General features: G+C 75.2%; 15 protein-coding genes. 9 read left to right on the top strand and 6 right to left on the bottom strand.

The genetic code is table 11. The features are described from left to right. Positions 1-252: 252 nt before the first annotated feature. Together OG276_RS31925 and OG276_RS31930 are read left to right on the top strand one after the other, a co-directional pair. Positions 253-696, top strand: a complete 444-nt coding sequence (locus OG276_RS31925) for an ankyrin repeat domain-containing protein (RefSeq protein WP_266910605.1) — start codon at positions 253-255, stop codon at positions 694-696. 378 nt (positions 697-1,074) lie between these two features. Next, positions 1,075-2,472 (top strand): HEAT repeat domain-containing protein, encoded by a 1,398-nt coding sequence (locus tag OG276_RS31930; protein WP_266910607.1) that lies wholly within the window; start codon positions 1,075-1,077, stop codon positions 2,470-2,472. An 81-nt stretch (positions 2,473-2,553) separates the two neighbouring features. On the opposite strand, the gene OG276_RS31935 is transcribed toward OG276_RS31930, so the two are convergent. The 5 genes from OG276_RS31935 to OG276_RS31955 all read right to left on the bottom strand — a co-directional run bounded on the left by OG276_RS31935 (position 2,554) and on the right by OG276_RS31955 (position 6,248). Next, positions 2,554-3,273 (bottom strand): hypothetical protein, encoded by a 720-nt coding sequence (locus OG276_RS31935; protein WP_266910609.1) that lies wholly within the window; start codon positions 3,271-3,273, stop codon positions 2,554-2,556. Beyond that, positions 3,270-3,854: an RNA polymerase sigma factor gene (locus tag OG276_RS31940; protein WP_266910611.1), complete on the bottom strand. Its 585-nt coding sequence runs from the start codon at positions 3,852-3,854 to the stop codon at positions 3,270-3,272. Before OG276_RS31940 ends, OG276_RS31935 begins: the two co-directional genes overlap by 4 nt. 107 nt (positions 3,855-3,961) lie before the next feature. Continuing rightward, positions 3,962-4,831 (bottom strand): biotin-dependent carboxyltransferase family protein, encoded by an 870-nt coding sequence (locus OG276_RS31945; protein WP_266910613.1) that lies wholly within the window; start codon positions 4,829-4,831, stop codon positions 3,962-3,964. After that, the gene (locus OG276_RS31950) at positions 4,828-5,451 is read right to left on the bottom strand and encodes an allophanate hydrolase subunit 1 (RefSeq protein ID WP_266910615.1); all 624 of its coding nucleotides are present in this window, start codon (positions 5,449-5,451) and stop codon (positions 4,828-4,830) included. The genes OG276_RS31945 and OG276_RS31950 overlap by 4 nt, the downstream gene beginning before the upstream one ends. Next, positions 5,448-6,248 carry a LamB/YcsF family protein gene (locus OG276_RS31955; RefSeq protein ID WP_266910617.1) on the bottom strand — a complete coding sequence of 267 codons (801 nt, stop codon included), beginning with the start codon at positions 6,246-6,248 and terminating at the stop codon, positions 5,448-5,450. The genes OG276_RS31950 and OG276_RS31955 overlap by 4 nt, the downstream gene beginning before the upstream one ends. A gap of 107 nt (positions 6,249-6,355) precedes the next feature. Between OG276_RS31955 and OG276_RS31960 the strand changes: the two genes are divergently transcribed. The 3 genes from OG276_RS31960 (at position 6,356) to OG276_RS31970 (ending at position 13,975) form a co-directional block, all read left to right on the top strand. Further along, positions 6,356-7,861 carry a hypothetical protein gene (locus OG276_RS31960; RefSeq protein WP_266910619.1) on the top strand — a complete coding sequence of 502 codons (1,506 nt, stop codon included), beginning with the start codon at positions 6,356-6,358 and terminating at the stop codon, positions 7,859-7,861. Between the two features lie 382 nt (positions 7,862-8,243). Then, on the top strand, positions 8,244-9,206 hold the full coding sequence (locus tag OG276_RS31965) for a hypothetical protein (protein WP_266910621.1): 963 nt from the start codon (positions 8,244-8,246) through the stop codon (positions 9,204-9,206). Positions 9,207-9,322: 116 nt separating this feature from the next. Further along, a complete protein-coding gene (locus OG276_RS31970) occupies positions 9,323-13,975 on the top strand; it encodes a hypothetical protein (RefSeq protein ID WP_266910623.1) in 4,653 nt (1,550 codons plus the stop codon). Between the two features lie 66 nt (positions 13,976-14,041). Here the strand turns inward: OG276_RS31970 and OG276_RS31975 are convergent, their stop codons facing one another. Next, a complete protein-coding gene (locus OG276_RS31975; protein WP_266910625.1) occupies positions 14,042-14,515 on the bottom strand; it encodes a hypothetical protein in 474 nt (157 codons plus the stop codon). A 358-nt stretch (positions 14,516-14,873) separates the two neighbouring features. On the opposite strand from OG276_RS31975, the gene OG276_RS31980 reads away from it, so the two are divergent. Genes OG276_RS31980 through OG276_RS31995 form a run of 4 tightly spaced genes read left to right on the top strand, consistent with a single transcriptional unit; the run spans position 14,874 to position 19,512 of the window. Continuing rightward, complete coding sequence (locus OG276_RS31980; RefSeq protein ID WP_266910627.1) at positions 14,874-18,002, top strand: nitrate- and nitrite sensing domain-containing protein; 3,129 nt, start codon at positions 14,874-14,876, stop codon at positions 18,000-18,002. Then, entirely contained in the window at positions 17,999-18,436 is a 438-nt protein-coding gene (locus tag OG276_RS31985; protein WP_243341589.1) for a roadblock/LC7 domain-containing protein, read from the top strand. The genes OG276_RS31980 and OG276_RS31985 overlap by 4 nt, the downstream gene beginning before the upstream one ends. A 10-nt stretch (positions 18,437-18,446) precedes the next feature. Next, entirely contained in the window at positions 18,447-18,893 is a 447-nt protein-coding gene (locus OG276_RS31990; protein ID WP_266910629.1) for a DUF742 domain-containing protein, read from the top strand. Further along, positions 18,874-19,512, top strand: a complete 639-nt coding sequence (locus OG276_RS31995; protein ID WP_266910631.1) for an ATP/GTP-binding protein — start codon at positions 18,874-18,876, stop codon at positions 19,510-19,512. Before OG276_RS31990 ends, OG276_RS31995 begins: the two co-directional genes overlap by 20 nt. The last annotated feature ends 20 nt before the right edge of the window (positions 19,513-19,532 follow it).

Raw genomic sequence — 19,532 nt, forward strand, 5'->3', positions numbered from 1 at the left:
GTCACCATCAGTTCTTCCAGGCTCACAGGAAGTATCAATGCGATAAAAGGTGCATATGGGTGAATCTAGTAATTTTTCACTTGACCGGCCCATCCCGGCTGGCGCGCCTGGCGGGACGGGGGCATGGGGGCCGCAAGGTGATCATTGCCTCGGCCCGCGCCGCTCATGTGCAGGTCCGGGCGTTACTCTGACGCTTCACCCGTACGGACGCAGTGCCGTGCGCAGCCCTGCCCGTGAAAGGCGGTACGACCGATGAGTGAGCACGTCGAGAACGGCTCCCAGGACTCCCAGGCCTCCCAGGACTCTCCGGGCGTTCCCGACGAGGACGTCGTCGAGCTGGCCACCAAGATCTTCGACCTCGCCCGCCGCGGTGAGACCGAGACCCTCGCCGCGTACGTCGACGCGGGCGTCCCGGCCAACCTCACCAACGACCGCGGCGACACCCTCGTCATGCTCGCCGCCTACCACGGCCACGCCGACGCCGTCACGGCCCTGCTGGCCCGCGGCGCCGAGGCCGACCGGGCCAACGACCGCGGCCAGACCCCGCTCGCCGGCGCGGTCTTCAAGGGCGAGGAGGCCGTCATCCGCGCGCTGCTCGCCGGGGGCGCCGACCCGAACGCCGGAACGCCCTCCGCCGTGGACACGGCCCGCATGTTCGCCAAAGCCGACCTGCTGGAACTTTTCGGAGCCAAGTAGTCCGCTTCTGTCGGTCCCCAGCCGGTGCCCAGGCCGGTCTCCGGGCCGGTTCCCGGCCGGTTTCCGACTGGTCCAGACCTCACGGGTTGGTCACGGCGGCCTTAAATGTGGTCGCGGCGCACAAACCGCCTGGGTCATCATGGCGTCGGATTCGATTCGCGGACAGGGCGGACGGGCAGGAGCGGGCAGGACACAACGGGTGTCCGACCCCCACTCCTGCCGGGGGACCGCCACCCTGGCCGAGAAGCACCGACGAGAGTGAGAAGGCAATGGTCTACATCGAGCGGAACCTGACGGCGGACGTCCTCGCATGCTGTTACGCGGCCCTGTGAATTCCGATTCCCGGTTGCGTCCCCAGCTTGATTTGAGGCCATTCCCATGTTCGAACCAGTCATAGCGCCGAGCGGCACCCTGCTCGGGCTCCTGCAGCGCGGCCGCGGCGACGGCACGCTGCACGCGCTCGCCGCGCCCAGAGCCGAGGCCCTCGCGGCGCTCAACCACTGCGTGGCCGGCGATCCGCGCCAGGACTGGCAGGTCGAGAACCGCTCCCTGTACTACGCACGCCTGTACCTGGACCTCGACGGCCCCCTGGGCGAGATCGAGGCCCACCTCCTCGGCGTCGACGACCTCGTCGACGAGGACGACCGCCGCACGGGCCTCGCCCTGTCCGTCCTGGGCCACCTGGCCTCGTACGGCCGTGACGACGCGCTCATGCTGCTGCGCCGGTACGCCGCCACGGGCGCCAACTGGGCCTGGGCCCTCGACGAACTCGCCCTGCGCGACGACGACGAGGGACTGCGTTCCCTGGCCGCACCGGTCCTCGCCCGCTTCCCCGACACCGCCGAGGGTGAGGCGCGGCTCGCCGCCGCCGTCCGCGACGCCTACGAGCCCAGGCCCTGGTGCCTGTGGGAAGAGGACCCGGCCTACGGCGAGCGGCTGCGCGCCGCCCGCCAGCAGGGCTCCTTCGACCGCTGGCAGCGCCAGCTCACCCCGCGCGGCCCCCAACCCGGCTGGGGCGTCCAGGCCGTCTTCGACTGGGCCGCCGACGGACTGCGCCGGGGCACCCCCCTGCACGTCCCGGCCGCCCGCTGCCTGGCCGCCGTGGCCACCCCCGAGGACCGCTCCGCGATCCTCGCGGCCGCCGCCGGCGCGTCCGGAGAGGCCGCCCGCGCCACCGCGCTGCACCACCTGGTCCTCGCCGAGCCGGAGAACCCGGCCGTACTGGACCTCATCGAAGCCGCCGGCGACGAGCCGGCCGTAGCCGCCTACGAGCGCATGTGCGGCCCCGCCGCCGTCGAGCGGGCCCGGCGCTGGGTCCAGCGCCCCGACGCCCTCGGAACGGCCGCAGGGACCCTCCTGGCCGCCCGCGGCGGAGCCGAGGACGCCACCCTGGTCCTCGGGGCCCTGCGCTCCACCGTCCGCGGCTCGGGCCCGGACTCCACGCCGCTGTTCACCCTGGTCGACGGAGCCGGCCGGCTCCGCATCGGCTGCGCGGCGCCGGTACTGCGCCACATCTACCGCGAGACGGCCTCCTCCCACCTGCGGGGCCGCGCCGCCCGGGCCCTGGCGGCCACGGACCCCTCCTTCGCGGCGGGCTTCGCCGTCGAATGCCTCTGGGACTGCGAGGAGACCACCCGGGAGGTGGCCGCCCGCCACGCGGAGACGGCCGACGCCCGAGTGGCCCCGCGCCTGCGCCGCCTGGCGGCGGACCCGGCCGAGGAAGAGGACGTCCAGTCGGCGGTACGGAGCCGGATCGCCCCGGAGTCGGCCGTGTAGCCGCGCACCCCTGCGCAGCGCGGCGCGCCCCCGGTCCGAGGAACGGACCGGGGGCGCGCCGTCGGTTGGCCGACCGTCGGGCTACGGCTTGCGCGGTGAGCCCGCCGTAGGGCTCGCCGTGGCGGATCCGCCCGTCCGGGCCTCCTTCTCCCGCTCCTCCCGCGCGATCCGCTGCTTGTCCTTGAGCACCGCGGCCTCCTTCGGGCTCAGGGTCCGCTGGGGAGCCTTGGCCGGGTCGGCGTAGACGGGCACGCAGGACGGCACCTTCGGCGTCTCGACGGCGCCGAAGCCGATCGGGTGGACGTCCGAGGCGTCCGCGGGCGTGCTCACCACCAGCGTGTGGCCCGGCGGCACCGTCTCCGGGGTGATCATCATCTGTGCGGACTCGTCCCGGGCGCCGGCGAACTCGCCCCCGCCCTCCCCGGGAGTGAGTCCCTGCGGGTAGGCCACGCTCGACGGGCACCGCTCCGACGGCTTGCGCGGCACCACCGCCACCGCGATCCCCAGCTCCCGCAGCTCGCGGACCGTCCCGTCGAGACCGTCCGGGTGGAAGATGTGGACCGAGATGGTGCCGTCGTCGTTCCGGGACACGGCGTACGCGGGCGACGTACCGCCGTCGTCGCCGAGCACCGGCAGGACCACCAGAGCCGCGACCGTCGCCGCCACCGCGCCGAGGGCGATCGGGATCCGGTAGCGCCGGGCGGTCGACCGCACAGGGGCGGCGGCGGGGGGCTGATCCGCGGCGATGGCCATGAGCTCGGCCTTGAGCCGCTCCTCGAACGCGTGGGGCCTGCTGCTCATCGGACTACCTCCAGGTGCGGTTCCGCGGTGGAGAACGGGGCGGGTTCGGTGGCGCGAAGGGCGCGCCGGGCACGGTGCAGGCGGACGCGGACCGTCGTCGTGGTGACGCCCAGGGCCTGCGCCGCCTCCGCCGGCGTGAGGCCGTCGACGACGACCAGGTCGAGCGCCGCGCGCAGCGGCTCGGACAGGGCGGCGTGCCGCTCGGCGACGGCCCGGAAGGCCCGCTCCGCGTCGATGCGCTCCTCCAGCGCGGCCACGTCCTCGTCGTCGAGGAGCCGGCGGCCGCTGAGCCGGGCCAGGGCGCCGCTCTCGCGGGCCAGACCGCGGGCGTGGCCCGACAGGACGTTGCGGGCGATGCCGAACAGCCAGGCGACCGGCACGCCCCGGTCGGGCCGGTAGCCGCCCGCCGACCCCATCGCCGCGAGGAAGACGTCCGCCGTCAGGTCCGCCGCCACGTGCGGATCGGCGACCCGGCGGGTGACGAAGCCGAGGACGGCGTCGACGTGCTCCTCGTAGAACCTGCCGAACCCCTCGGGCGTGGTGAGATCCGGTGGTCCGGCCTCCCGTGATGGGTTGCGCACCCGTTTCCTCCCGTGTGTGCGAGGCCCCTGCGGCCCCGTTCACCCGTACTTGGCACCCTGAGCGCGAAGCGTTTCATCCGGCCGCGCACCGGGTTACGGACCCGGCCTCAGCGGCTCCGTACGAACCGGACGGGGACCCCCGGCCGGGCCTGGGCCGCCGCGTCGAGCGCGGGGCCCGGCGGGACGACGCCGACGACCGGATAGCCGCCGGTGACCGGGTGGTCGGCCAGGAAGACCACCGGCTGCCCGTCCGGCGGAACCTGGACCGCACCGAGCACCATCCCCTCGCTCGGCAGCTCCCCGCCCCGGGCCCGGACCAGCGGCGGCCCCTCCGTGCGCAGCCCGATCCGGTTCGAAGCGGCGGAGACCCGGTACGCCGCCCGCAGCAGCCGCGCCGTCAGCGACTGCGCCGTGAACCAGTCGGCCCGCGGCCCCAGCCGCAGCGGAAGGACCAGTTCCGCAGGCGGGCCCGGCGCCGCAGGGGCGTCCGCCCCGGCCACCGGATCCGGACCGGGCGCGCCCACCGGCAGCAGCGCCCCCGCCGACAGGACCGGCGGGCCCAGGCCCGACAGCAAGTCGGTCGAGCGACTGCCGAGCACCGGCTGCACCGCGAACCCTCCCCGCACCGCGACATAGCCGCGCAGTCCCGACTCCGCCCGGCCCACCTCCAGCTCCGACCCGGCGCGCAGCAGGACCGGGGCTCCCCAGGCCGCCGCGCGCCCGTCGACCCGTACCGCACAGGGCGCCCCGGTGACCGCCACCGTCACCGGGCCGCCCACCGCCCGCAGCCCCACACCGTCCAGGGTCGTCTCCAGGACGGCCGCCCCGGGCGGATTGCCCAGCAGCCGGTTCGCCAGCGCGTGCGCCCCCGTGTCCAGGGCCCCCGAACGGGGAACGCCGAGGTGGGCGTACCCGGGCCGGCCCCGGTCCTGGACGGTGGTCAGCGCGCCCGCCCGTACGACCTCCAGCCCCCTCACGGCGCCGCCTCCGCGGCGAACCGCACCCGCACCCCCGGCGCGAACAGCGCGGCCGGCTCGCGCGCCGGATCCCACAGCACCGCGTCGGTGGATCCGATCAGCTGCCAGCCGCCGGGGGAGGAGCGCGGGTAGACCCCCGCGTACTCGCCCGCGAGGGCCAGCGAGCCCGCCGGCACCGCGGTACGGGGCGTCGCGCGCCGGGGCAGGTGGAGGCGGGCGGGCAGTCCCGTCAGGTAGCCGAAGCCGGGGGCGAACCCGCAGAAGGCCACCCGGAAGGTGATCGCGCCGACGATGCCGGGCACCTCATCGGGGGACACCTCCCACAGGGCGGCCACCTCCGCGAGGTCCGGGCCGTCGTAGCGCACGGCGACCGTCACCGGGGGCGGCCCGTCGGACGGCGCCAGCGGGGGGACCCGCCAGCGGGCGATCCGGGCGGCGAGGACGCGCGGCTCCCGTACCCCGTCCAGCAGGACGGTCCGGGCCGCCGGCACGATCTCCCGTACGGCGCCCAGCTCGCCCGCGTCCCGGCGGCGCAGCAGCTCCGCGTGGAGCGCGGCCACCTCCCCGGCGGAGTCCACCTCCAGCAGCAGCGCCCCGGCGCCGGCCTCCAGCGCCCTCACGCGAAGGCCTCCACCCGGACCCCGGCCCCACCGAGCGCCCCGCGCACGCGCAGGGCCAGCTCCGCGGCCCCGGGGGTGTCCCCGTGCAGGCACAGGGAGCGGGCGGACACCGGGATCCGGGAGCCGTCCGCGGCCGTCACCGCGTGCCCGGCGGCCATGTCGACCGCGCGGGCCACCACCGCGTCCGGGTCGTGGACGACGGCGCCCGGCTCACCGCGCGGGACGAGCGTGCCCGCGGGGGTGTAGGCGCGGTCGGCGAAGGCCTCCGGGACGCCGGGCAGCCCGGCCCGCCCGGCGGCGGCGAGCAGCAGGGAACCGGGCAGCCCGAGCACCGGGAGCCCGGCGGGACCGGCCGCGAGGCGCACGCCGGCCACGACGGCTTCGGCCTGGCCCGCGTCGTGCACGGTGCGGTTGTAGAGCGCGCCGTGCGGTTTCACGTACGACACCCGGGAACCGGCCGCCCGCGCGAAGACCTCCAGCGCCCCGATCTGGTAGGCCACCTCGTCGGCCAGCTCACCGGCCGGCACGTCCATGGAGCGGCGGCCGAAGCCCGCCAGGTCCCGGTACGAGACCTGCGCGCCGATCCGCACCCCGCGCGCGGCCGCCAGCTCGCAGACGCGGCGCATGATGGACGGGTCGCCGGCGTGGAAGCCGCAGGCGACGTTGGCGCTCGTGACGACGGACAGCAGGGCCTCGTCGTCGGTCAGCGTCCACCGCCCGAAGCCTTCGCCGAGGTCGGCGTTGAGATCGATCACGGGGCCGGCCGCCGGGGTTTCCGGCGCGATCATGGAAGCCATGCGGTGAGCGTAGAACAGGGCGCGGGCCGCGCACTCGCCGATCGCGGGAGGATCGGGCGAACCATCCCGTTTGGGATGTTGTCAGGGTCAGCGCCTAGTCTTTGCCCGTGACTCTCCCTGCCCCGGCGAAGACCCTTCCCTCCCCGGCGCCGGGCCCGGCCGCCGACGAGGGCCTGGCCCGGCGGCTGCGCGCGCTCGCCTGCACCGCCCCGCTGCACGACCTCGACGTACGCAAGGCCAATCTGGCCGGCGAGTACGGGGTCTACGCGATGGCGGAGGTCGCGCTCGCCGCGATCGACCTGGTCACGCTCAACATGGACTTCGACACCGGCGCGGACCACGAGCAGATAGTGGCCCGCCTGCTGCCGCGCGTCGCCGCCCAGGCACCGGCGCGCCCCGCGGCCGAGCACGAGCGGGTGGCCCGCTGGGTGCTGGAGAACCTGATCAACGTCGGCAGCGTCGACCGCGGATTCCGCGCGATCTACGGCACGTTCGGCCCGGACGGGGTGTACGTCCGGCGCGACTACGACTTCAAGCTCATCGAGGAAGTCCCGGGCTACGGCGGCGCGGTGTACCTGCGCACCACGGACGAGGCCGTCAACGTCCTGGTCGGCGCCCTCGACACGGACGTCACCAGCGCGCAGATCGCCGCCGAGGTGAAACTGGAGGTCCTGATCAGCCGGGGCCGCCTCGCGGACGCCCAGCTCGCCGCCGAACAGGCCCGCTACCGCACCGTCCAGTACGCCGAGACCCTGCGCCGCACCCTCGACGCGACCCGGCGCAACGTGCGGGCCGTGGACTGGCTGGTGACCGTCCCCGACATGATCGCGGAGGCCCTGGACCACGTCGCCGACCGCTACCGCCACGAGAACGCGATCCTGACCAACATCCGCAAGGCCCGCGACGAGGCGGAGGAGCCCGACAACAAGCGGCGCGCCGCCGAGCTGGTCGACATCGTCAAGGACTGCATCCGCCGCCACACCCAGCTCCAGTCCCGACTCCTCGACGCGGGCCCGCTCTTCCGCGCCGAACAGGACCGCCAGGCCTTCGCCGCGCCCGCACCGCGCTCCGGGATCGACCTCTACGGGCAGCTCGTGGCCCCCACCCTGCCGCTCCCGGTCGCGTCGGCGATCCGCGTCACGGACGCCTTCTTCGCCTCGGGCGCGGGCCTGCGCACCCCCGTCTCGGTGCGCGTCGCGGACCTGGTGGAGATCCTCCTCACCCCGCCGGTGGAGCGCGAGCACCTGGGTCTGGAAATGCCGGAGCCGGACCTGATCGCGACCCCGGACGACAGCCGCTTCAGCGAAGAGCAGCTCGCCGCCGCGATGACACTCCTCGAACTTCCGCACGACGCCCCGCGCCGCCTGTCCGGCCTCCTCGCCGAAGCCCGCCGCTCCGACCCCGATCTCCCCTACCTGGTCGCCCTGCTGGCCGTCCACGCGGCGAGCCCGGCCGTGGGCACGGCGTACCGCCAGGGCGAGGAACGCCTCCTCTTCGCGGTCGACGACGGCACGGAACTCGAAGACCCCGAATTCGGCGGCGCGGACCTCATCGTCGGCACCGCCCTCCTGGACGCGGCAGCCATGACGGCGGACCGCACGGAGGCGGCATGACCCCACCGCCCCACCACCGCCCCACCTGCCCCGCCTCCGCCCTCGCGGGGCGGAGGGTCCGACCCACGCAGCCCGGGTCCGCCCCGGCGCCGCGGCGGGGCCGGTCCGTACCGCTCCGGCGTGCGGCCGGGACCGGCCGTGCCGGTGGTGTCACCCTCCCCGCGGGTGTGCCCGCGGGGTCCGTTGCGGGGGCGGAGCCCCAGGTGTCCGGGGCCCACCCGGGGGTGTGGGGGCTTGCCCCTGCTTTCAGGAAGGGGCGGGGTGGGGGAAATCCCTCCGCCGCCGAAGCCACCGCGCAGCAGCACGTCACCACCCGCTTGAGCCGCACCCGCATGAGCCGCACCCGCATGAGCCCCACCCGCACCGCCGAGGAGACCCACCCGTGAGCGACCACCACGCCGAGCCGCACCCCGCGTGGAGCGAGCCCGACGCGCCCGAGGCATCGGCTCCGGTCCAGGCGCACGCACACGCACACGCGCCCGCGCCCGCGCCGGCCATGGCGACGGCTCAGCCCCCGCAGGGCCCCGTCACCCCGGCGGACGCCGCAGACGCGGCCCGCCTCGTGGCGTTCGGGCTCCAGCCCAAACTGCTGCCGGCCCGCGACGCGGAGTACGCCGAACTGCTGCGCCGCTACCGCGAGGACTCCCCCTTCGCCCGGCTCGCCGACGCCGTCGCCACCGGCCTCGGCTTGGTCGTCCTGGAGGTGTCCCCCCGCGCCGGCATGGCCGTGGCCGCCGGCGAGGACTCCGTCTTCGCCGTCCGCATGGGCGACTACGCCCGCCGCACCACCGCCGACTCCGCGGACCGCTTCCTGCACGGCCTCGCCCACCTCGCCGTGGCGGCCCTGGCCTTCCCCCGCCCCGAGGACCTCGCCGACGACGGCTACATCGGCCGGATCACCGTCAACGGCGTCGACGCCTTCGTCCGGCAGACCTGCCGCCGCCTGGAGGAGCGCGCCGAGGAACTCGGCGAGAACACCGACCCGGCCTCCGACGCCCCCGGCCTGGAGGCCGCCTGGCGGGTCTACGCCCGCCGCAGCGCGACCGGCGCCACCAAGGACGCCCGCAGGCTGGCCGGTTCCACCACCGGCATCGTCGGTAAGGCCGCCGCCTTCCTCACCGACTCCGGCTTCCTCCAGCGCACCGGGGACGAGGCCGGAGGCACGTACCGCACCACCCCCCGCTACCAGCTCCAGGTCCGCGACATGGCGGGCAGCGCGGCCATGGCCGAGCTCCTCGACCTCGGCGTGGTCCCCGTCAGCGACGGCTCCGCCAGCCTGCTGCCGCCGCCCGAGGGCGACGACCTCGAACTCGCCGCCGACGCGGGCCTGCCCTTCCACGCCTGAGCCGAGCCGCCGCACCCGCCGAGCCGCCCCACCCGCCGCCCCCACCCGCCGGGCCACCCGACAGGCCCGCCACCCGTCCCCGTACGACCTACGAAAGACCACGAGAGTCCGCCGCCATGTACGAGCTGTCCCGGATCCGCCTCTACTCCATCGGGCCCGCCGGCGCGCGCTACGCCGACACCGTGCTCGACCTGCGCGGAGTCGGTGAGCCGGTGCCCCACCCGGCGCCCACCCAGGCGGAGTTCTTCGAGGACGAGCCCACCGGCCCGCCGCGCCGCCCCGCGCCCGCCGGTGTGCTCTTCCTGGAGAACGGCGGCGGCAAGTCCGTGCTGCTCAAGCTGATCTTCTCGGTGATGCTGCCCGGCCACCGCAACACCCTGGGCGGCGCCAGCTCCGGCGTCCTGCGCAAGTTCCTGCTGGCCGACGACTGCGGCCACGTGGCGCTGGAGTGGCAGCACACCCAGACCGGCGAGTGCGTGGTCGTCGGCAAGGTCAGCGAATGGCGCGGCCGCCAAGTCTCCAACGACCCGCGCAAGTTCGCCGAGGCCTGGTACTCCTTCCGGCCCGGCCCGGGCCTCAGCCTGGACAACCTCCCGGTGGCCGAGGCCACTTCGGTGCGCCCGCCCGTGGAAGGCGTCTCCGGAGCCCAGGGGCGCCGCCGCACGATGAAGGGCTTCCGCGACGCCCTGACCGAGGCGGGCAAGGCGTACCCGCACCTCGAGGTGTACTTCGAGGAGATCCACGACCGCTGGAACGAGCACCTCACCGAGGTCGGCCTCGACCCCGAACTCTTCCGCTACCAGCGCGAGATGAACGCCGACGAGGGTGAGGCCGCCGGCCTCTTCGCGGTCAAGAAGGACTCCGACTTCACCGACCTGCTGCTGCGCGCCGTCACCGACACCCGGGACACGGACGGCCTCGCCGACCTCGTCCACGGCTTCGGCAACAAGCTCGGCCGCCGCGCCGAGCTGATGGCCGAACGGGAGTTCACCGCGGGCTCCGTGGACCTCCTCACCAAGATCGTCGAGGCCGCCGCGGCCCGCTCCCGACTCCGCGACGTCCACGCCGGCGCCGAACGCCGTACGCGCACCCTCGCCCGGCGCCTGTCCGCCCGCGCGGGCGAGGAGCGCGGCCGCGCCGCCGACCTCGCGCAGCGGGTCACCGGCGCCGCCCACCAGGTCACCGCCGCCGAATCCGCGCGCGCCCGCAGCGCCGCCGTCTCGGCCGAACTCGCCTACCGGCACGCCTCGCTGGCCCTGACCGTCGCCGACAAGGCCGCCGCCGCGCAGCGCCGCGAACTCCTCGAAGCCCGCACCCTGCACTCCGCCTGGCAGGCCGCCGAGCACGTCCTGCGCCACCGCTCCGCCGCCGATCGCTCCGCCCGGGTCGCCGCCGCGATCCTGGAGGCCGAGCGGGACGCCGCCCCGGCGCTCGCCGCCCGGGCCACCGCCGCCACCGAGCTCGTACGGGCCCTGCACGCCGCCGCCGAGCAGGGTGAGCGGGCCGCCAACGAGGAGGAGGAGCGTTCCGCCGTCCTCCAGGAGACCGGCGAGGCCTCCCACCGCGCCGCCACCGCCGCCGCCACGGCCGCCCAGCGGGCCCGCAGCGAGGCCGAGCACCTGCGCGCCCGCCTCGCCGAGGTCCAGCAGGAGACCGCCGAGGCCGTCCGGGCCGGCTGGCTCGACGACTCCGCCCCCGACGCCGACCCGGCGCGCGCCGCCCTGGCCGCAGCCGACGCGGAGAAGACGGCCGTGGCCGCCTGGGACGAGTCCCGCGAGGCCTCCCGCACGGCCGCCGAGGCCGCCCGCGAGGCCGCCGCGGCGGAATCCCGCGCGGAACTCACCGCCGCCCGCGCGGCGGACGCAGCCGACGCGGCCGAGGCGGCCCACGACGCCGAGCACCGGGCCGCCGCGTCCCTCGCCTCCGCACCGCGCCTGGCGGCCCTCCTGGGCCTCCCGGACGCCCCGGGAGCGACCGGCACGGGCGGTGCGCCCCAGGGCTCCACAGGGTCCCCCGCCCCGACCGGCGTCGAGGTCGCCGGGCTCACGGTCGCCGACTTCGACCGGGGCGCCGACGAACTGCGCGAACTGCTGACCCGCGCAGTGGCGACCGCCGAACGCCAGCTCTTCGACCTGCGCACCGCCGCCGCCGACGACTCCCGCATCCTCGGCGCCCTCGGCGACGGCGGCCTGCTGCCGCCCGGCCCCGATGTTCTCGCCACCGTCGAGTTCCTCGGCGAGCACGGCATCCCGGCCCTCCCCGGCTGGCGCTACCTCGCCCAGTCCGTGGACCCGGCCGACCACGCCGCCGTCCTCGCCGCCCGCCCCGAACTCGTCGACGGCGTGGTCATCACCGACCCCGACACCCACTCCCGGGCCCGCGAGGTCCTCTCCGGCGCGGCCCTGCTGCCCCGCTCCACCGTCGCCGTCGGCACCGCCGCCGCCCTGCTGGCGCCGGTTCCCCCGGCCGACGAAGCCACCGGATCCGCCATCCACGGCATTTTCATCGTCACGCCGAACCCGGCCATGCACGACGAGCACGCCGCCGACGAGGAACGCCAGGCGCTGCGCGCCCGTGCCACCGCCCGCGACACCGAGATCCGCGAGCTCGCCGCCCGCCTGTCCGGCGACCGCGAGCTCGCCGCCCGGCTGCTGTCCTGGCGCAACGGCTGCCCGCCCGGCCGCCTCACCGAGCTCGCGGAGCAGGCAGCCGCCTCCCGCGGCTTCGCCGAGGAGACCGACGCCGAACTCGCGGAGGCCCGCACCGTACGCGCCGAGGCCGACGAGGCCGCCGCCGACGCCGCCCGCGTCCGCGACGAGCGCCAGGACACCGCCCAGCGCGCCCGCCGCGTCGCGGACGCCCTCGCCGGTCTCGCGTACCGGCTGCGCGAGCGCTCGGGCTGGCAGACCAAGCTGCGCGAACTCGCCGACGACGCCGCCGAGTCCGAGGCCCGCGCCGAGGTCTGCCTCGACCGGGCCCGGGCCGCCGACGAGGACCGCCGCGCCGCCCAGCGCGCCGCCGACGACGCCCGCCGCACCGCCCGCGCCCTGCGCGCCGAGCGTGCCGAGGTCGCGGGTGCCCCCGATCCGCTGCCCGAGGCCCCCGCGGGCAACGGGGCCAAGGCGCCTCTCCCGGCGCTGCGCGAGGCCTACCGCGCCGCCTCCCAGCTCTACGAGAAGGTCGGTGTCGGCGCCGACCTGCGCTCCGAACAGGCCCGCGCCGAGAGCGACGAGAGCGTGGCCCTCGCGGAGCTCGACCGCCTCACCAACAAGGTCCGTACCCGCGCCGCCCAGCTCCTCGAAGGCACCGACGGCGCCGACGGCCCCTCCCGGCAGGCCGCGGCCGCCCGCGCCGAAGCCCTCGTACAGATGCTGGAGACCCGCGCCTCCACCGCGAGCGAGCAGCTCGGCCGGCTGCGCGGCGAGGCCGAACGGCACGCCCCCGCCGAGGGCGAGGCACACACCGAGCTGCCCGAGGAGCTGATCCCCGACAACGTCGAGGACGCCCAGGCCATGCTCCGCACCGCCACCGCCCAACTCGCCGCCCACACCACCGCCGTGGAGTCCGCCCGCGCGGCCCACGCCGACCTGCTGCGCTCCCACCGCACCGCCGAGGAGGGCGCGGGCGGCTTCGACGAGACCGCGGCCATGCTCCGGGACCTCCTGCGCGACCACACCCACCAGGAGGACGAGCAGGAGCCGGTGGCCCACCCCGGCAGCCTGGAGGAGGCCCGCCAGTCGGCCACCGAGGCCCGCCGCGCGCTACGGGCCTGCGCCGCCGACCTGTCCGCCGCCGAGGCGGCCGTCCGCGAGGCGAGCGACATCCTGGTCCGGCACGCCAACGCCAACCGCTACGAGCAGGTACGCACCCCCGCGCGCCAGCAGATCCGCGAACTGCCCGCCTCCGCCCTGCCCGAGCACGCCGCGGCCTGGGCGGTGGCCTTCGCCCCCCGGCTGCGCGTCCTCACCGACGAGCTGGCGCAGCTGGAGCGCAACCGGGACAGCATCGTGGACCGGCTGCGCGGCCTCGTGGAGTCGGCCCTGGCCACCCTGCGCTCCGCCCAGCGGCTCTCCCAGCTCCCCGAGGGGCTGGGGGAGTGGTCGGGCCAGGAGTTCCTGCGCATCCGCTTCGAGGAGCCCGACCAGGCCACCCTCACCGAGCGGCTCGGCGAGGTCATCGACGAGGCGACCCGCGCCGCGGTGAAGAAGAACAGCACCGCCTCCTTCGGCGAGGGCCGCCGCGACGGCATGTCGCTGCTCCTGCACGGGGTCCAGGCGGCCCTGGAGCCCAAGGGCATCGCGGTGGAGATCCTCAAGCCCGACGCGGTGCTGCGCGCCGAGCGGGTCCCGGTCGGCCAGATGGGCGACGTCTTCTCCGGCGGCCAGCTGCTCACCGCCGCGATCGCCCTGTACTGCACGATGGCGGCGCTGCGCAGCAACGACCGGGGCCGCGACAAGCACCGGCACGCGGGCACGCTCTTCCTCGACAACCCGATCGGGCGCGCGAACGCCACCTACCTGCTGGAACTCCAGCGGGCCGTCTCCGACGCGCTCGGCGTCCAGCTGCTCTACACCACGGGCCTGTTCGACACCACGGCCCTCGCCGAGTTCCCGCTGGTCATCAGGCTGCGCAACGACGCCGACCTGCGCGCGGGGCTCAAGTACATCAGCGTCGAGGAGCACCTGCGCCCGGGCCTGCCCCAGCAGTTCGCGGAGGGGGAGACCATCCACGGCGAGATCACGGCGACCCGCATGTACCGCCGCAGCTGAGCCCGTGGGGCGGGGCGGCACGGGGCGGGGCGGCACGGCACGGGGCGGGCGGCCCGTGCGGGCGCCTCAGCCCCGCCCCGTGCCCGTCGGCGGCGGCCAGATGCCGGTCGCCTCGCCGCGCACGGGTATGCGGGGCGGCAGGGGAGGCGCCGAGCGGGCCTCCCGGCGCGCCTTGCGACGCTCGCGCCGCCGCCCCCGCGCCGTACTGCTGGGCTCCGAGAGGACCCCGTAGCGCTGGTTCCACGTCTGCCGGGTGATCAGCACGTCGAGCACGCCCCACGTGGCCACGATGACCCCCGCTATCGCGCACAGCGACAGCGGAAGCGCCAGCCAGGAGGCGGTGACCGTCAGGAAGAAGGCGATCGTCGCGTCCGTCAGCGTCACGGCGACTATCAGCACCGCCCGCACGGCGGATCTGCGCACCGGGTCCGGCATGCGCCTGCGCCCCGCCGGCTGATCCACCCACAGGGCCCGCCCCTGCTGCGCCCCGGATCCCGCGTCTCCGACGTCGTCGCCGTGGTCCTCGTACCTCTTCGCCATGGTCGGTGCCTCCCCTCCACGCGGCCTCTCATGCCCGCCCCGAACAGGTAGACGCGCGAAGGGGCCGATAGATTCCCGGATCCCGGACGCGTCGGGAGCCCCGAAGTATCGCGGAACGAAGAATTCCAGCCATCCATTCCGCCACGGGGACCGAGGCCCCACCAAGTGTCATCTGCCACATATCGGGCCGCACTTCACGGGAACTATCGGACAACTCGTGATCTTCGTCCGGGGCTCAGGCCGAAAACGTCCGGACAGGCCTTCGAAGGTTCGCCGTGGCAGTAGTAGGCTCACGCCGTTTAAATGACGGAACACCAACCCCCGGTAACGGGGTTGAGCTGGGGAGGCTGGGGAGGCCATGCGCTTTCGCGGGAAGTCCATCCGCCGGAAGATCGTGGCGTTGCTCCTTGTGCCGCTCGTCTCCCTGACGGCCCTCTGGGGCTTCGCAACGGTGATCACCGGCCGGCAGGCCGTCCAACTCCTCGATGTCGCCTACGTCATCGACAAGGTCGGCTACCCCGTGGAGGACGTCGTCCGCGTCATCCAGAAGGAGCGCCGCCAGACCCTCGTGGTCATCGGCGACCCGCGCGCCGCCGTCGCCAACACCGAGCTGCTCATCAGTCGCGCGGCCACCGACGAGGCGGTCGAGAAGATCTCCGCCGACGCCAAGGACCCCGAGGTCGCCGACGAACTCGACCCGGCCTCCGCCCGGCACCTGAGCTCCGTCCTCGAAGCGTTCCGCAGCATCGGAGCGCTGCGCAGCGCGGTGGACGGGGGCTCCCTCGACACCAACCAGGCGCTGGAGCTCTACAACCGGCTCGTGGACCCCTGCTACGACTTCCTCATGAACCTCCACGCGCTCGAAGACGTGGAAATGGACAAGCAGGGCCGGGCCCTCGTCGGCATCACCCGCGCCCGCGAGACGCTCTCGCGCGAGGACGCCCTCGTCGCCGGGGCCCTGGCCGCCCGCAACGTCAGCCAGGCGGACATCCGCCACGTCTCCGACTTCGTCGCCAACCGCAAGCTGCTCTACGAGTTCAACCTCGCGATCCTCCCGGCCGCCGACCGGGAGCAGTTCGAGCAGTACTGGAACAACCCGGAGAGCCGCGCCCTGCGCGAGGCAGAGGAGCGATTCCTCGTCCAGGGCCCGACCCACAGCCCGCGCAACGTCCCTGCCGCCCACTGGGACACGGCCGCCGGAAAGGTGCTCGAAGACCTCGCCGTCATGGGCACCGCCGCGGGCGACCGCTACCAAAAGCGCGTCGAGCCCGTCGCCATGGACGTCTTGGTCCAGGCCGCCCTCGCCGGGGTGCTCGGATTCATCGCCCTGATCGTCTCGCTCGTCCTGTCCGTGCGCATCGGCCGCGAGCTGATCCGCGACCTGTCCCGGCTCCGCAAGGAGGCCCACGAGGTCTCCGGCATCCGCCTCCCCGGTGTCATGCGCCGCCTCGCCGCGGGCGAGAACGTGGACGTGGAGACCGAGGCCCCGCGCCTGGAGTACGAGAAGGACGAGGTCGGCCAGGTCGGCCAGGCCCTCAACACCCTCCAGCGCGCGGCCATCGAGGCCGCCGTCAAGCAGGCCGAACTGCGCCGCGGGGTGTCCGAGGTCTTCGTCAACCTGGCCCGCCGCAACCAGGTGCTCCTGCACCGCCAGCTCACCCTGCTCGACACCATGGAGCGGCGCACCGAGGACACCGAGGAGCTCGCCGACCTCTTCCGCCTCGACCACATGACCACCCGCATGCGCCGCCACGCCGAGGGCCTGGTGATCCTCTCCGGAGCCGCGCCCTCCCGCCAGTGGCGCAAGCCCGTGCAGCTGATGGACGTCGTACGGGCCGCCGTCGCCGAGGTGGAGGACTACGAGCGCATCGAGGTGCGCCGGCTGCCGCGCCTGGGCATCGGCGGCCCGGCCGTGGCCGACGTCACCCACCTCATCGCCGAACTCCTGGAGAACGCCACCGTCTTCTCCCCGCCGCACACCGCGGTCCAGGTCCTCGGCGAGCGCGTGGCCAACGGCTTCACCCTGGAGATCCACGACCGCGGCCTCGGCATGACACCCGAAGCGCTCTTCGACGCGAATCTCCGGCTCAGCGAGACCTCCGAGTTCGAACTCTCCGACACCGACCGGCTCGGCCTGTTCGTCGTCAGCCGCCTCGCGCACCGCCACGAGGTCAAGGTCCGCCTCCAGATCAGCCCCTACGGAGGCACCACCGCGGTGGTCTTCCTCCCGGTGGCCCTGCTGACGGAGGCTCCCGAGACCAACGGCGCCGGCATCCGGCTGGCCGGCGGCAAGGCACTCGGCGGTCCGGTCGGCGCCACCCGGCAGAGGGCCGTCGCCGAGAGCGGAACCTCCGGCCGACGGCTCCCGGCCGGCGCCGAACTGCGCGGCCCCGTCGAGCTGGAGGCCCCGATCGGCATGCTGGGGCTGGACGAGCCCGCCCCGGCCCCGGAGGACGTCCCCACCGGCATCACGGGCTCCGCCGCGACCGCCGGGCTCACCGGGGTCTCCGGAGCCAAGGGCAGGCCCGCCATGGCCACCCTCGACGACGAGACCCCGCCGAACGGCATCTCGCGCAACTCCCTGCTCGGCCTGCGCCCGGCCGGCCGCCCGCACACGGACCGGCACACCGACCGAGGCGGTCCCCGCAAGGCCGACCGCATCGCGGACCGCATGGGCGAGCGGGCCCCGGACGGCTCCGGCGACCGCACCGGTCTCTGGAAGGGCGACCGGTCCACCGACGCCACCGCCGAGCGGGGCGGCGCCCGGCTCACCGACCGCGACGCGGGCCGGGACGGCCTGCGCGACCGCGACCGGAACCACGACCGGGACCGCGACCGCACCCGTGACCGCCGCGACCACCGCGAGCGGGAGCCCCTGCCGCCCACCGGCCCGGTCCGCCTGGAGCCGGCGCGCGCGGAATCCGCCCGCCCCGACGGCGCCCGCTCGCCCGGCGCCGTGCCGCTCCCGCGCCGGCGCCCCACCCCGACCCTGGTGGCCGAGCACGGCCGCCGCGTGGACCCCCGTCCCGTCTCGGCCGTTCCGGACCCGGCCCAGGAGGGGCCACTCCCCAGCGGCCCGGCGCACCCCGCGCCGGCGCCCTCCGGGGCGACCCTGCCCCGCCGGATCCGCCAGGCCAGCCTCGCGCCCCAGCTCAAGGACGCCCCGGCCCCGGCCCCCGCCGAAGCCGCCGCGGACCCGGGGGCCGACCGCGACGCCGAGGACGTACGCCGGCGCATGTCCTCGCTCCAGCGCGGCTGGACCGCGGGCCGCGACCACCACGCGCGGCAGCAGGCGGAGCACGCGACTCAGGCCGAGCAGACGGCTCAGGCCGAGCCGACGACCCAGGCGCCGCAGCAGACCACGCCCGCCCTGCAGGCCGACCAGCCGCGGCAAGCGCGGCGACCCGCACCACACCAGTCCGTGACCGAGGCCGGCACCCCTGCCGCCACCGGTCCCGGTAGCGAGAACGAAGGGGACGGTCGATGACCGCACCGCAGTCCGGCAACGACACCAGGGGCCGCGGCTCCGGCCCGCTCAACTGGCTCCTCGACGAGCTCGTCGACCGGGTCGCCAGCATCCGCAAGGCCGTGGTCCTCTCCGGCGACGGCCTGCCCACCGGAAGCTCCAAGGACCTCACCCGGGAAGACAGCGAGCACCTGGCCGCCGTGGCCTCCGGGTTCCACAGCCTCGCCAAGGGCGTGGGCCGTCACTTCGACTCCGGCAGGGTCCGCCAGACCGTGGTCGAGCTGGACGAGGCGTTCCTCTTCGTCATGGCGGCCGGCGACGGAAGCTGCCTGGCGGTCCTGGCCGACGCCGACTCCGACGTCGGCCAGGTCGCGTACGAGATGACGCTCATGGTCAAGCGGGTCGGTGACCACCTGGCGACCGCCCCGCGCACCGGGCTGCCAGCCGGAGGGTGAGTCGGACGGCATGAGCGATCCAGGCCAGGACCACCCCGCCCACATCCCCGGCACTGCCGCCGCTTCCGCTGCCGACGCCGCTCGCGACCAGTGGTTCGACGACGACGCGGGTCCGGTGGTGCGTCCGTACGCGATGACCCGCGGCCGGACCAGCCACGCCGGACAGCACCGCCTCGACCTGATCGCGCTGGTGGTCGCGGAATCCGCGGCGGCCGACCCGGTCTGGGACACGACCCTGTCCCCGGAACACGCCGACATCCTCGGGCTCTGCCTGCTCCGCCCGCAGTCCGTCGCGGAACTCGCGGCCGAACTCGACCTCGCGGTCGGGGTCGTACGCGTTCTGATCGGCGACCTCGTCGACGACGAACTGGTACACGTGACCCGGCCGGTCCCCCCGGCCGAACTGCCCGACGAATCCATTCTGCGTGAGGTGATCGATGGCCTTCGGGCGCTCTAGCCGCACCGGCGCCATGCATGCCGTGACGCCGGTCGAGCCGCTGACCCTGAAAATCCTGGTCGCGGGCGGCTTCGGGGTGGGCAAGACCACCCTGGTCAGTGCGGTGAGCGAGATCAGACCGCTCCGGACGGAGGAACGTCTCTCCGAGCCGGGCCGCGCCATCGACGACACCGGGGGAGTGGAGGGCAAGAGCACCACCACGGTGGCCATGGACTTCGGGCGCATCACCCTGCGCGAGGACCTGGTGCTCTACCTGTTCGGCACCCCCGGGCAGAACCGCTTCTGGTTCCTGTGGGACGAGCTGGCCCAGGGCTCGCTCGGCGCCGTCGTCCTCGCGGACACCCGGCGGCTCTCCGACTGCTTCGCGGCCATCGACTACTTCGAGCGCCGCGAGATCCCCTTCGTGGTCGCCGTGAACTGCTTCGAAGGAGCGGAGCAGTACCCCGTGGTGACCGTACGGGAAGCCCTGGACCTCACTCCGGAGGTACCGGTGCTGCTGTGCGACGCACGGGACCGGGAGTCGGTGAAGGACGTGCTGGTGGGGGTCGTGGAACACGCGATGACCCTGGCCAGGGCCCGCCGCCGGAGCCTGACGGCGGGGGACCGGGGCCCGGCCTGATCCGAAGGCCACGCCCCCGC

The organism is Streptomyces sp. NBC_00086, assembly GCF_026343255.1.
Lineage (GTDB): Bacteria > Actinomycetota > Actinomycetes > Streptomycetales > Streptomycetaceae > Streptomyces.